Below are 13,014 nucleotides of genomic sequence, written 5' to 3' on the forward strand. Positions count from 1 at the left end.
TGAAGCACTCGGTCTTTTTCAAGGAGGACGTCAACGATGGAAAACGTAAGAGACCCGCGCGAGCATTTTAACGAAGAGCCTCGCCATGACTTGATGGACGTCGTGTTCGGCTTTGGCGGCATGCTCGGTCTTATGACCGTCATTTTCGCTGTAGCAGTAATCGTGAAATTCATCATTTCATAACAAAAAGGAGCAGCCTGCTGCTCCTTTTTTGTTGCGCAAAAAAGAGATGCAGAAAACGCCGACACGGTGAATGCCAGCGTTCTATGCTTATCGAGCCATCTTGGCTGCTTCTGACGGTCTTTTCATCAAATAAGGATACAATAAAATGAGTCCAAGTATATAAAGCAGCAAAGCAAATAATGCCGGAGACAGATGCCAAAAATCGATATAACCAATGGCCAGATGCACGCTTAAGCCAGCGTAAAAGCCCGGTGCACCACCAAACAGCAGCGTCCACCATAACCAGCGTGCGCCTTGCTGAATCCCCCATAACGCAACGATCAAAATGGCAATCGCGTCACAGAGAAGCGCGCCGCCAAACCCAGCTCTGTCGTGCGCGATAAGCGGAATTAGCTTCGCATTCGTTTCATTGAGCTGCGTATGCGAAGTGTCCAAATAAACGAGATCCGTTTGAACGAACACCTGTGTAATCCCAACCCCCGAAATCGTTAGCCCGCCGATTGCAAGAGCAAAGCCCAATATGACAAAGCAAAGCTGCCCCCACATAGCTCGGCGCCATATGCCGTCATTGCGGACGTTGACTGGCAAGTGATAGGGCTGATCCGGATTGCTGCGCATGGCAAGCAAGAACATCGGCAATAGGACGGCAGCCGCAAGCGCATGCAGCGGATCAAAATATCCGTAGCCAAGGTATAGGAAGAAGCTCGCAAACCCTACTATCCCCGAAGTTAGCAGCGCCGTTCTTGTCCAGTGGAGGCTGTTTTTGAGTCCATGCCTAGCAAGCTGAAAGTATAGGATGCCGATTGAAATCATAGTTCCGGAGAGCGTAATTCGGTCATGCGACATAAAGTGCAGCAGATTATGATTGGTATGCTTCAGCTCCTCTAGCGTCATGCCGATAAATTTCAAATCATAGGGCAGCAGCACCGTCGTTGCGGCAACGATCCAAGACAGGATACCGCCGATTATCATCCCGATCCCTAGCAAGCACATCCAGCCCCAATGCTTCCAGAAGGACGGAGCCATAGGCTTAGGCAAGCTTTGAACCTGCTCATAGATGATCGCCTCGTTAATGCGTTTCGGCAGCCCAGGACCTGCATAGACAAGTCCGCTATGGAGCAAAATCGCGTTCGCACCTGCCTGCAGCAGCTCAATAGCATCCTGTGGCTCATGAACGCCTCCACCCGCTTTTATGGCCAGATCGGGCTTACATTCTTCTCGGAGCCTCTTTATTTTGGAAAGGGTAGCAGCCTTCGCCGCTTTGCCTACGCAGTGTTCGCCCTTTTCAGTGAAGATCCCCTCTCCGATGATTATTCCGCTCCACCTTGCCTCATCTACCAACTCATGAAGTAAAGAAATAAGCGGATCGTCTGGAAGCGTGAGCGGGACATATAGAAATAATGGCTTTACAGAATGCGCTTGAGCGGATGAAATCAATGAGATTCCATTTAAAATGGTTCGAGCGTCCTCCCAGCTTCTACAGGAATGAAACACATCGATATAAAATCCAGCCGCTCCAGCTGCGCTTAACTGTACAATCATGCTGCCAAGCTCATAAATAGCTTGTTCGGGCGGAGCCTGCGGCATCGGCGCAATGCGCGCCAGCTGCGGCAATCGATGACCCGGCTTCGCCATACGCTCTGCGAAACGTTCGACACCCTCATTTTCATAACAACTCGGATATCGAATGGTTTCTATTAAAGGATCATTAATAATTGGTTCAACGCTGCGAATCGGCTTGACCGTGATCGGTCCATGCTCTATAAAGCCGATTCCGAATTGTGCAAAAGCCCGCTGAGCTATTCCTTTTGGATCGACACTGCCGGACAATCCGATAGGCGTATCCATAAAAATGCCTGCTATATCCCGCTCCAGCAGCGGCGATGGCTCCATATGGCCTAATGTTCGAATAACGAATGAACCGCCTGGCATCCTGCTTAACGTGCCGATAGCCCTTAGGGTCAACGCTCGGCTCAGCCTTGCTGGGAGCTTAAATAATAGGGGGCGAAACAAGGTCTGATACGACCAATCCGGCATAGTAACTCTCCTCATTTGGCTCTAATCGGCTATCCCTTCTATATATTAGAGAACTATCGTTTAGCATGCAATGTATCGCTCCGTGCATGAAAGCATTCTGCCAAAATAAAATAACCCATTGCCTTCATGCGGCATTGGGTTATTTGTTATCGCGCTTTTTTTGCTGTACGTTTACTCGGTCGAAAAGGCTATTGAACGATACGAAGCGCTTCGCCGGTTGGCTGGCTGCCATGCTGCTTCGACTGCTGCTGCGATTCGGACGGCGCCTGCTGCTTCTGAGAGGAACCGTCATAACGCGTTCTTTCCGTCCGGTCGATTTGCACGATTCTTCCGTCATGCACGGTAATCGTCACATGTCCATAACTTAGACCACTCACTTGATCTGCAATTCGCTCCAGCCATTGTTGATCCACTTCTAACGGTTTTGCCATTCAAAATCCCTCCATTTAAACTGATTTACTCGGTTTTTTCTGCAGGCTTTTGCTGAGCGGACTTCCATTCCACGATGCTTTTTACGATCAAGGTAATGACAGCAAGCATAACAAGCAAGGATGCTACCGCAAACGATGCCGAGAATTGATACTCATTGTATAAAATTTCAATATGGAGCGGCAGCGTATTCGTTTCACCGCGAATGTGGCCGGAGACGACCGACACCGCACCGAACTCGCCCATTGCTCGAGCGTTGCAAAGGATGACGCCGTATAGCAGTCCCCATTTAATGTTGGGCAAAGTTACCTTCCAAAAAATTTGCCACCCCTTAGCCCCAAGACTGGCTGCTGCTTCCTCCTCTTGAACGCCCTGCGCTTGCATAAGCGGAATCAGCTCTCGGGCTACAAAAGGAACCGTCACGAATACGGTCGCCAGTACGATGCCCGGCACAGCAAAAATAATTTGGATGCCGCGCTCATCAAGCCATGGCCCAAGAAAGCCCTGTGCGCCAAACAGCAGCACGTAGATCAAACCGGATATGACAGGCGATACCGCAAACGGCAAATCGATTAATGTAATTAAAATATTTTTACCGCGAAAACGGAATTTGCTGATCGCCCACGCCGCTGCAATGCCGAACACCGTATTCACGGGTACAGCGATTAAGGCAACGATCAGCGTAAGCTTAAGCGCGGATAGCGCATCCGGCTCCGTTATGGAATCAAAGTATACGCCTGCGCCTTTCTTGAAGGCTTCAACGAATACTGATGCCAGAGGCAGCAAAACAACCAATCCGAGAAACAGCATTGCGATGCTGATTAGAAGCCATTTAACGGGGCCCGACTCTGTTATATGCCGCGGGCGCTTCGCCGCTTCTTCATTCGTGTGTACGGTAATTGCTCCAGCCATACGTGTATGCCCCCTTCTTAGTCTGACACTGTGCGGCGATTCATTCGCCACTGCAGCAAATTAATGACTAGCAGCATCAGGAAGGATACAACAAGCATAACGAGCGCAATCGCGGTAGCTCCAGCGTAATCGTACTGCTCCAGCTTCGTCATAATAAGCAGCGGGGTGATCTCAGTCTTCAGCGGCATATTGCCGGATATGAAGACAACTGAGCCATATTCGCCAATACCTCTTGCAAATGCGAGCGCGAACCCAGTTAAAAGCGCAGGCATTAGCTCAGGTAAAATGACCTTCCAAAACGTTCGCAGACGGTATGCGCCAAGCATAACTGCCGCTTCCTCCGTCTCCTTCTCCATATCCTGCAGCACGGGCTGCACTGTTCGGACGACAAAAGGAAGACCAATGAATATAAGTGCGATTGTAATGCCGATCGGCGAATAAGCGACTTTAACGCCTAATGGCACCAAGAGAGAACCAATCCAACCGTTTGGCGCGTAAATGGCCGTTAAGGCAATGCCCGCTACTGCGGTTGGAAGGGCAAAGGGTAAATCAACCAAGCTATCGATCAGCTTTTTGCCTGGAAACCGATATCTTACTAGCACCCATGCGATTAACAGACCGAACACCGCATTGATAAGCCCCGCGAAAAAAGCGGTAAGAAAGCTGACACGATAGGAGGCGACGACACGCGCATTCGTGACCGTGCTCCAAAATTCAGACCAGCTGAGCTCTGCCGTTTTGAAGAAAACGGCAGCCAGCGGAATAAGGACAATGATGCTGAGGTAAAACAATGTGAATCCAAGCGATAAACCAAAACCCGGCAGAACGTTACGGGGCTTGGAACCTTTCATGTGAAGTCAGCTCCAGTCTTGTTCAAATCGAGCATTATGATCCTGGCGTATAAATTTTGTCAAAAACTCCGCCATCAGCAAAGTGCTTCGTTTGTGCTTCTTTCCATCCGCCAAAGTCTTTGTCGATTGAAAGCAGCTCAAGATCTTTGAACTGGTCTTTATACTTAGCGGCTACAGCTTCCGAAATCGGACGATAGTAGTTTTTAGCGGCAATTTCTTGGCCTTCTTCCGTGTAGAGATATTTCAGGTAAGCTTCTGCTACTTCACGCGTACCGCGTTCGTCGACCACCTTGTCGACAACAGCTACTGGAGGCTCAGCCAGAATGCTTAGCGAAGGATATACGATTTCGAATTTGTCTGGTCCTAGCTCATTGATCGATAGGAAAGCTTCATTCTCCCAAGCTAGCAGCACATCGCCGATTCCGCGTTCTACGAAAGTTGTCGTTGATCCGCGTGCGCCGGAATCCAGTACAGGAACATGCTTAAACAATTCTGCAACAAACTCCTGTGCTTTTGCTTCGTCATTGCCGTTTTGCTTTAGTGCATAGCCCCATGCAGCAAGGTAGTTCCAACGAGCGCCGCCCGATGTTTTCGGGTTTGGTGTAATGACTTCAACCTTATCCTTGATCAGATCGTTCCAGTCTTTAATGCCTTTCGGGTTTCCTTTGCGAACAAGGAATACGATTGTAGATGTATATGGAGCGCTGTTGTGCTCGAATTTAGATTGCCAATCTGCGTTGATTAAGCCCGGTTCTACGGCAGCGTCGATATCGTAACCAAGCGCAAGCGTTACAACATCCGCTTTCAAGCCGTCAATGACGGCGCGAGCCTGCTTCCCTGAACCGCCGTGTGATTGTTTAATCGTGGCATCTTGGCCCGTTTCAGCCTTCCAATGCTTCGAGAATGCTTCGTTAAATTCTACATAAAGCTCACGAGTTGGGTCATAGGATACGTTTAGGAGCTCAACCGGAGGCTTAGGCTCTTCCGTTGCCGGTTCTTCCGTTGCAGCCGTGTTTGTTGCAGCAGCCTCATTAGAGGGCTTATTCGTTTCTTTGTTTGCTGCGTTGTTGCCGCCTTGACCGCAAGCGGCAAGCACAAGCACCAAGGCCAATAGGATCACAACTGAACGAACATGAGTAATTTTCTTCATCATTCTTACACCCCTTTTTTAAATTAACAAGCTTACGGAAACACGAATAAGTCATACAAAAAGGACACTAGCGCTTCTCCGTGATAGGTGTTGTTTACTCCGGTTCGTCCGGTCGGAAACTATTATTCCTACCTGTTTAGTTGGTTATGTGAGAATATTACCAGTGACCGCCGCTTACTGTCAATACTTAATTTCAAAAAATTGATAAGTCCTATAAGAATGCTTTATAAGTGTGGTCGATGAACGAAACATAACCCGATCATGTCCTCAATCAATCCAATCAGCCATCTAACTGTATCCGCTTTCAACCATCATGGGATAAAGCAAGTTTATTTTCCCATTATCGAAAACCTAAAAAAAGCTTTGGCCGGCAGTCCCTTTTGTAAAGGAATCTGCTAACCAAAGCTATGTTTTCCTATTTCCGTCCGCGCTTGTTTTCTCCTGTCACCATGACAACCTCGACATAAGGCCGTATGCGGTCCATAATCCGCTGCCCCTTATGCAGCTCGTCGCCGTCCTTGCTGGTGAAGCTGAAATGCCGCTCCAGCGCCTCCAGCTCATAATTCGACGTATAAAACGTCGGCTTCCGCTGCATCCGGTAATTCAAAATTGCGCCAAGCACATGATCGCGAACCCATGGGTTTAGATTTTCCGCTCCCATATCGTCAAAGATCAGCAGATCGGTTTCCTTCATCATCTCGACCGTTTCCTTCAGCTTGCCCGGCTCATGCATCAGCGTCTTTAAATCCTCAACAAAATCGGGCATATAGACGATGACGCCGGAATATCCCGCCTTCGCCAGCTCATGCAGCAGGTAGCACATGAGAAACGTCTTGCCGGTTCCGAAGCGGCCTGCCAAATACAAGCCTTCCTCCTGCAAGCCCTGCTCCTTGGTGCGGTCGATATAACGAAGCACCTGGCCGACTGCCTTCGCCCGCTCCAAATCATTGGTCAAAATTTCATCGGAAGAATAACCGCGCTGCAACGCCTTCTCATCAATATAGAAGCTGCGGACACGGCTGCGGATTTGATCCTCCGTTTGCCGCGCGATAAATTTCTTGCACGCGACCTTGCGATCGTACAGCTGTGTAAGGCCATTGATCGTATCCGAGCTAAGCAGCGTATAGTGGCCTTCAAAATCGTTCGGACATTTATCTAAACCAGGACAATTGCTGCAATTGCGATACTCCGTAACATATTGATAGACGCGGTTCAAGTTAAGCCTAATCGTCCGCTCGTCTAAATCAGGATATTTTGCCCGCAGCTTCTCAACCAGCGGCTCCGCGAGCAGCTCGGTCAGCTTTTGCTCCGCCTGCTCCGTAAGAGCCTGACCAGTCGGCCATGCCTTTAGCAATTCGCCCATTGACTCCATCATCTGCTCACCCCGCTTCTATGATTTGCCGTCCAGCTTCCGCGCCAGCTTGCGCAGCTCTTCCAGCTCGTCTGCCGATACCGCCGAGGCGGACTGTCCCTCTTGCACGATAGGAATCGAAGGCTTGCGCGAAGTTCCGCGGCTGTTGCCTGCGCTGCGCGCGCCGCCCTTATTGCCGCTGTAGCCCCCTCCAGCAAAGCTGGCTGCCGCTTCCTTGCGGCGCTCCTTATCCTGCTCCACTTGGGCTTGCTCCCGCACATATAATACAGCTTTCTCGAATGTATCGATTTGCTTAACGAGCATATTGGAGGCCACTGCATCCAAAAACGTCTTCGTCACTCGCTGGGCGTCATTCGCCCCTATTACATAATGAATAAGTACATTTATAACCGGTCCTGCCAGCTTATAATTAAGATCAATTCTCTCAAATACCCGCTCGATCCAATCCGGTACGGCGCCTGGAAAAAAGCGCTGCAAAAACCGCGTATGCGGCTCATTTCTCATCAGCATATTATATTGCTGTACGTCGCAGCGGCCAAGCAGCTGGTTCGGAACCTGCAAATAATGCTGCTCCTGTACCTCGTATTCCTCCGTCAATTCATCCGAATCAGCGGATTCCTCGCTCGCGATCACTTGCGTGCGTGACAACGTGCGCTGGCGTTCGCCTTCCCGTTTCTTGTCCTGACGGTACAGCTGATTGGCGCGCAGCTGGAGCTCATCGACCTGCAGCTCGCCGCTCTCTCCAAAGATGCCGTCCTCATCAAGCAGGCGGCATATATCGACTACCTCTAAGCTATATTTGTACGCAACATAATTGACCTGCGACAGCTGTTCCTCATTGCTCCGCAGACGTTCAACAAACCTACGATTTGCGGAATTGCGGGGGAATCGCAAAATAATTTCCCCATAGGGAATGCCCGCTGTCGCCTGCGAGGTTCTCGCTGCGGCTTGGCGCGATGGCGCAACCTCCGTCAGCGCTTGCTCAAGCTCATTGTCTACCGATTGCATATTGAGCTTAAACAGCTCGTAGAATGGCACCGATATATTTTCTTTCGTTAATTGCGCGCCAGCCAGCTCATCCGGCTCGCTTGCGCCAAACGATTCGCGGAGCGAGATAACGGCATATTTGCCAATCTTGTCGCGCAGCAGCATCGTTAGATGCATGTTGCGAAAAAACTCTGCCGGCGACAACGGCTGCGCAAGCTCATATTCATAGATGACATCCGCATTTTCAGGTACGCCAAGCCGCGACGTCTGCAGCAGTCCTACCGCTTCCAGCTTAGATGCCTGCTCGATCAGATGCTTGCGGCTGCGCTCGTTCATCTCCAGCCCTAGCCCAAGAAATAGCTTTCGCTGCGGTTCTATAGAAGAATATCCGGAGGTACCTTCCGCAATTCCGTGATAAAGCTGCTGGTAAAAGGCAATCGCAAACGCGCCGATCATCGGCTGATAGATGAGCGACAGCATTTTATAGTCCAAGCTGCTTAACGAAAAATCGCGAAATATGTAATACCGATGATGTTCCGTGTACTGCAATATATTATTGATGCGCATAGCATCAGCTCCATCCCTTACTTTCATTCTATCATTTTAGCATAAAATCGGCTGTTCATGACGAGTCGAAAAATAGAAAAATCCCCCGAATGAGGGATTTTTCTATTAAAACATTTTGTAGCCGCCCTTGCGCAGCGCTTGAATCGCCCATCCGCTTACGTAGGCACCAATCAGCGCTCCGATAACCGGTATGTAGTCGATAATCGTATAATGAGCAAAGTTCTCTATCGTCGCTGTAGCCGACTTGTCCCAAGGCGCCCAAATGCCAAGCGGGATCAATACGAGAATAAATAAATATATCGGAAACCACGTTGTTTTTAACAACATATTCAGAATAAAGCCAATACCGAACATCATGACTAAAAACAGCACTGTCGCTATAAACAATTGAAGCATCCAAACTTCCCCCTTCAGACTCTCGTTTATTAGTTTAATTAATGGCTAGATGGAAGTCAATTAGATGGGGCCAAATGTCACAAGACCGCCATTTGCTCAGCCTGCCCTCCTTACGATACAATGATTGCAGCATCATTATGGAGCTTGAAGGGAGCATTATTCAATGAGTGAAGCAGCACAAACATTAGAAGGCTGGTACGCGCTGCATGATTTCCGCAGCATCGATTGGACCGCATGGCGCTTAGCCGATGAAGGCGAGCGCAGCCGTGCGCTGGACGAGCTGCAATCCTTTTTGCAGCAATGGGCGACGGTTGAGGAAAATAAGCAAGGCAGCACAGCCGTATATTCAATCGTGGGCCAGAAGGCTGATTTCGTATTCATGCATTTGCGCGAAACGCTAGAGGATTTGAGCGCAATCGAGACGGCATTCAACAAAACGACGTTCGCAAGCTTCACCTACCCGGTGCATTCCTACGTAAGCGTAGTAGAGCTGAGCAACTACATGGCACAGCCGGGCTCGGACCCGATGCAAAACCCGGATATTATCGCCAGACTGAAGCCTACGCTTCCGAAAGCGAACCACATCTGCTTCTACCCGATGAATAAACGCCGCGATGGCCAAGATAATTGGTACATGCTCGGCATGGACGAGCGCAAAACGCTTATGCGCAGCCATGGCATGATCGGGCGTCAATACGCAGGCAAAGTGAAACAAATCATTACCGGCTCCGTCGGCTTCGACAACTGGGAATGGGGCGTTACACTGTTCGCCGACGATGCGCTTCAATTTAAAAAGCTGATTTATGAAATGCGCTTTGATGAAGTCAGCGCTCGCTACGCGGATTTCGGCGAGTTTTATGTCGGCAACCTGCTAAGCAGCGACAAATTCGCAGCCTTGCTTCAGCTATAATAAGCAAAGAAAGTCCAAGCCTCTTTATTTACGCGGCTCGGACTTTCTTTTTTCTTTTTACTTGTCGCCTTCGCCTACTTCGATAAATTTGAGCGCGCTCTTATAATTATGCTCGACGATCATTTCAGCCAGTCCCCGATTGGGAAAACCGCGATGAAGCAGCTTCAATCCGCCTGAGGTGCATGATAGATGATGATATAATTTGTAAAACAACATTCTGCTGCGATCGAGTCGAGCGTTATTCAAATAGCAATAGGCATCGCCAAATCGAAACGCCAGAAAGCTATGCTCATACTCCAAATCGTAATATTGGCTTCCTTCTATGTCGATTAAATAAGGCTGCAGCTCATCGTTTACAAGAACATGGTCAGGACCCAGCTCACCATGAATAAAACTGTATCTCGCTCTAGGAACGATTGCCGCTTCCAGCTCATCTAGTTTATTGTAAAGCTTCATCTGATTAGTCTGAAACGCGCTAATATGGTTAGCCGCATATGCGAGCTGCTGCTTCGCATTTTCCAGCTCTAGCGTGTGACACTTCTCAGCGCTGCCGCTGTTATCATTTACCGTTCCGAAAGTTTCCCTCTCCAAACGGTGCATCTGTGTCAGCATCGTCCCCAAACGCCCGAATACCTTCTCTTGCACCGACGCCTCAGCATCTAAGTAATGTGTGGCATCCAGTCCATCAATATACTCAACTAGCGCAAAATCAAAAGGATAGCGTTCTCGTTCCTTATTCAAATAAAAAACTTGGGGCGTTCGAATTCCATGCCGATGGAGGAACGCTTGATTGCTTTCAAATAAATCGCAGCCATAGGTCAGCTGATTCACCTGCCCCGCTTCTATCTCTTGTTGAAAATAGTTCATAGAAAGATCCCAAACGTACAGCATGCAGCTAAAATGATTGGTGCATGCCACCTTGTAGACAACCTTCTGGGTACCGCCATGCCTATTTTCCACGTGATTCACAACATAACCGGCACCAAACGTCTCCTTTACGTACTGCTGCAAATCATTTAAATCCAAATGACAGTTGTATTTCATGGGTAAGCACTCCGTTCATATTGTTTTGCCGGCTACCCAATCATAGAAAAAAACCCAAAAAAAGTATAGACTGTTTCTTCACCGTTTGTTATGATGTTGAATGAGTTCTTTATAAAAATAGCGATACGAATTTCAAGCATCTGGAGCATGTTTCATGTTTCCGGGTGCTTTTTTTTATGGATTAAATTCGATATTAAAAAGCGGCTTCTATCTCTAAGCAGCGTGAAATCTCATTCCAAAAAAACTCTAAATTTCTGTTGCACTTTATACAATGGAATCGACTCACCTGTCTCCATTCCTTTGGTACGTTGCACTTTGTACAATGGAATCACTCGCTATAGCTTCATTCTCGGCTAAAGCAGGTGTTTCTGTTGCAATTTTGCACTGAAGCTCCGTATTTCGGGAGTTATGTCAGGTTTCTATTGTATTTTGTGCAGCGTAATATATACCCGCCGCTACAGGAGCATGATCAATAAATTGGGATATCGAGCAGGGCTTGTTTGCAAAAAAAGGCTTTCGCCCTGATCAGCATACGATGCTGATTCATTTGCGAAAGCCTTTATCATTAGTTATCTTCCTCTTCGTCCTCATCATCATTAGAGCCGAGGCGCTTTGCATCCAAATACTCTTGCGTTGCGCGATCGCGCTCTCTGCCTTTGTCCTTCAGACGCTCGATTGCCGGCTGAATGAGCAGGTCCACTTCCTTTTGCACCGTGTAGGCCAAGTCGTACCGCGTTTGTGATTCCAGGAAGGAACCGACCTCCATCAATGCGTTATAACGGTCTAGTTCATCTCTCGTCAACAAGCCGCGAACTTGAACGCTGCAGTGACGCATTATAGAAATTTCCCTTTACGCAATACGAGCGGAATGCCGCCGATGATGAACAGGTAACGCAGGTCGATCGCTTTCTTCAACCATGCTGCTACGCGGCCTTTATATTTTTTGCCGAACGCGATGCCGATTGCTTCGCCTTTGCCAAGGGATGCAACTGTTCCTTTGTTGCTGAACGTGAAGCTCTTCGGCGGCTGATTGCGAATCGATGCAACCAGGTTATGCGCGCAAACGACGCCTTGCTGCATCGCGATTTGAGCAGTCGGCGGGTATGGACGCCCTTCCGGGTTGAACATCAGCGAGTTGTCGCCAACGATGTAGATGTTGTCATTGCCAGGAACGCGTAGGAATTCATCGACCTTCACACGGCCGCGCATCGTTTCGAAGCCAGCCTCTTCAATGAGGCGGTTGCCGCGAATACCACCGGTCCAAATGACGGTAGCCGATTTGATTTCTTCGCCTTCGCCGACAACTACACCCTCAGGCGAGCATTCTTTGATGGCCGTGCCAATGCGGAACGTAACACCCTTCTTCGTCAATACGTCCATGCCGTATTCAACAAGCTCAGGATCGAAGCCAGGAAGCGCCGTAGGAGCCGCTTCGATATTGTAGATTTTCACAAGACCCGGATCAACGTCGAATTGCTTGCACAGCTCAGGGATACGGTCAGACAGCTCGCCGACAAACTCGATGCCTGTGAAGCCTGCGCCGCCAACGACAAACGTCAAATAATCCGTACGGTGAGGCTCACGCTTGTAACGGGCAAATTGGTATTCAATATGTTCGCGGATCAAGCGAACCGAGTTAATGCTGCGGATGTTCATGGCATGCTCGCCAAGGCCCGGAATACCGAAGGTTTCAGGCTCGCCGCCAAGGCCGATAACCAAATAATCGTAAGACAGCGTGCCGTCCTCGAGAATGACTTTTTTATCCTGCGGACGAATTTGAACGACTGTCGATTTCACGAAGTCGATTTTAAATTCGTCAATCAATTTAGAGATGCTTACACGGGCATTTTCCGGATTGTCCGTGCCTGCAGCCGGCATATGAAGATGTGTCGTAATATAGTGGTAGTCATGTTTATTGACTAAAGTAACGTCAGCTTCATTGTAATTTAATTCTTTTTGCAAACGAAGCGCAGTCAAAACGCCGCCGTACCCTGCGCCAAGAATGACGATTTTAGGTATGTTGCTCATCGTTTAATCCCATCCATTCCTAATTTATCTTTGTAGTTGTACATTGTGAAAAATTACACAAGCTAAACCGAAATATAATAATTGTAAGTTCAGTGTGTTCTATTTAAAGCGTTCTTATCAATGAATCGCTTGCGAATAAGCAACAGTT

General features: G+C 48.7%; 13 protein-coding genes. 2 read left to right on the forward strand and 11 right to left on the reverse strand.

Annotated elements, in window-relative coordinates; genetic code table 11:
- Window positions 1-36 precede the first annotated feature (36 nt).
- Window positions 37-183, forward strand: coding sequence for a YqzM family protein (locus tag HI950_RS09785; RefSeq protein WP_144376731.1), 147 nt, complete (start codon window positions 37-39; stop codon window positions 181-183).
- 87 nt (window positions 184-270) lie between these two features.
- On the opposite strand, the gene HI950_RS09790 is transcribed toward HI950_RS09785, so the two are convergent.
- The 8 genes from HI950_RS09790 to HI950_RS09825 all read right to left on the reverse strand — a co-directional run bounded on the left by HI950_RS09790 (window position 271) and on the right by HI950_RS09825 (window position 8,884).
- Entirely contained in the window at window positions 271-2,220 is a 1,950-nt protein-coding gene (locus tag HI950_RS09790) for a dihydroorotate dehydrogenase (protein ID WP_169083810.1), read from the reverse strand.
- A 188-nt stretch (window positions 2,221-2,408) separates the two neighbouring features.
- The gene (locus HI950_RS09795; protein ID WP_169083809.1) at window positions 2,409-2,651 is read right to left on the reverse strand and encodes a YezD family protein; all 243 of its coding nucleotides are present in this window, start codon (window positions 2,649-2,651) and stop codon (window positions 2,409-2,411) included.
- Window positions 2,652-2,676: 25 nt separating this feature from the next.
- Window positions 2,677-3,561 carry a sulfate ABC transporter permease subunit CysW gene (gene cysW, locus HI950_RS09800; RefSeq protein ID WP_169083808.1) on the reverse strand — a complete coding sequence of 295 codons (885 nt, stop codon included), beginning with the start codon at window positions 3,559-3,561 and terminating at the stop codon, window positions 2,677-2,679.
- Between the two features lie 17 nt (window positions 3,562-3,578).
- Window positions 3,579-4,412, reverse strand: coding sequence for a sulfate ABC transporter permease subunit CysT (gene cysT / locus HI950_RS09805; RefSeq protein WP_169083807.1), 834 nt, complete (start codon window positions 4,410-4,412; stop codon window positions 3,579-3,581).
- 34 nt (window positions 4,413-4,446) lie between these two features.
- Entirely contained in the window at window positions 4,447-5,562 is a 1,116-nt protein-coding gene (locus HI950_RS09810; protein WP_169084022.1) for a sulfate ABC transporter substrate-binding protein, read from the reverse strand.
- A 415-nt stretch (window positions 5,563-5,977) separates the two neighbouring features.
- Window positions 5,978-6,934 carry a primosomal protein DnaI gene (gene dnaI / locus HI950_RS09815; RefSeq protein ID WP_169084021.1) on the reverse strand — a complete coding sequence of 319 codons (957 nt, stop codon included), beginning with the start codon at window positions 6,932-6,934 and terminating at the stop codon, window positions 5,978-5,980.
- Window positions 6,935-6,952: 18 nt separating this feature from the next.
- Entirely contained in the window at window positions 6,953-8,488 is a 1,536-nt protein-coding gene (locus HI950_RS09820; protein ID WP_169083806.1) for a replication initiation and membrane attachment family protein, read from the reverse strand.
- Window positions 8,489-8,593: 105 nt separating this feature from the next.
- The gene (locus HI950_RS09825; RefSeq protein ID WP_169083805.1) at window positions 8,594-8,884 is read right to left on the reverse strand and encodes a YuiB family protein; all 291 of its coding nucleotides are present in this window, start codon (window positions 8,882-8,884) and stop codon (window positions 8,594-8,596) included.
- Window positions 8,885-9,047: 163 nt separating this feature from the next.
- Between HI950_RS09825 and hemQ the strand changes: the two genes are divergently transcribed.
- Entirely contained in the window at window positions 9,048-9,794 is a 747-nt protein-coding gene (gene hemQ / locus HI950_RS09830; RefSeq protein ID WP_169083804.1) for a hydrogen peroxide-dependent heme synthase, read from the forward strand.
- 57 nt (window positions 9,795-9,851) lie between these two features.
- Here the strand turns inward: hemQ and HI950_RS09835 are convergent, their stop codons facing one another.
- From HI950_RS09835 to HI950_RS09845, 3 genes are all read right to left on the reverse strand, one after another.
- On the reverse strand, window positions 9,852-10,838 hold the full coding sequence (locus HI950_RS09835; protein WP_169083803.1) for an aminoglycoside phosphotransferase family protein: 987 nt from the start codon (window positions 10,836-10,838) through the stop codon (window positions 9,852-9,854).
- A 565-nt stretch (window positions 10,839-11,403) separates the two neighbouring features.
- Window positions 11,404-11,673 (reverse strand): hypothetical protein, encoded by a 270-nt coding sequence (locus HI950_RS09840; protein ID WP_169083802.1) that lies wholly within the window; start codon window positions 11,671-11,673, stop codon window positions 11,404-11,406.
- A complete protein-coding gene (locus HI950_RS09845) occupies window positions 11,673-12,866 on the reverse strand; it encodes an NAD(P)/FAD-dependent oxidoreductase (RefSeq protein WP_169083801.1) in 1,194 nt (397 codons plus the stop codon). The genes HI950_RS09840 and HI950_RS09845 overlap by 1 nt, the downstream gene beginning before the upstream one ends.
- Between the last annotated feature and the right edge of the window lie 148 nt (window positions 12,867-13,014).

The organism is Paenibacillus sp. PL91 (assembly GCF_012935325.2).
In the GTDB taxonomy this organism is placed as follows: domain Bacteria; phylum Bacillota; class Bacilli; order Paenibacillales; family Paenibacillaceae; genus Pristimantibacillus.

Excerpts from the sequence above, each read along its gene's own strand:
- HI950_RS09785 (WP_144376731.1), top strand. The coding sequence starts at position 37 with ATGGAAAACGTAAGAGACCCGCGCGAGCATTTTAACGAAGAGCCTCGC.
- HI950_RS09790 (WP_169083810.1), bottom strand. The coding sequence starts at position 2,220 with ATGCCGGATTGGTCGTATCAGACCTTGTTTCGCCCCCTATTATTTAAG.
- HI950_RS09795 (WP_169083809.1), bottom strand. The coding sequence starts at position 2,651 with ATGGCAAAACCGTTAGAAGTGGATCAACAATGGCTGGAGCGAATTGCA.
- cysW (WP_169083808.1), bottom strand. The coding sequence starts at position 3,561 with ATGGCTGGAGCAATTACCGTACACACGAATGAAGAAGCGGCGAAGCGC.
- cysT (WP_169083807.1), bottom strand. The coding sequence starts at position 4,412 with ATGAAAGGTTCCAAGCCCCGTAACGTTCTGCCGGGTTTTGGTTTATCG.
- HI950_RS09810 (WP_169084022.1), bottom strand. The coding sequence starts at position 5,562 with ATGAAGAAAATTACTCATGTTCGTTCAGTTGTGATCCTATTGGCCTTG.
- dnaI (WP_169084021.1), bottom strand. The coding sequence starts at position 6,934 with ATGGAGTCAATGGGCGAATTGCTAAAGGCATGGCCGACTGGTCAGGCT.
- HI950_RS09820 (WP_169083806.1), bottom strand. The coding sequence starts at position 8,488 with ATGCGCATCAATAATATATTGCAGTACACGGAACATCATCGGTATTAC.
- HI950_RS09825 (WP_169083805.1), bottom strand. The coding sequence starts at position 8,884 with ATGCTTCAATTGTTTATAGCGACAGTGCTGTTTTTAGTCATGATGTTC.
- hemQ (WP_169083804.1), top strand. The coding sequence starts at position 9,048 with ATGAGTGAAGCAGCACAAACATTAGAAGGCTGGTACGCGCTGCATGAT.
- HI950_RS09835 (WP_169083803.1), bottom strand. The coding sequence starts at position 10,838 with ATGAAATACAACTGTCATTTGGATTTAAATGATTTGCAGCAGTACGTA.
- HI950_RS09840 (WP_169083802.1), bottom strand. The coding sequence starts at position 11,673 with ATGCGTCACTGCAGCGTTCAAGTTCGCGGCTTGTTGACGAGAGATGAA.
- HI950_RS09845 (WP_169083801.1), bottom strand. The coding sequence starts at position 12,866 with ATGAGCAACATACCTAAAATCGTCATTCTTGGCGCAGGGTACGGCGGC.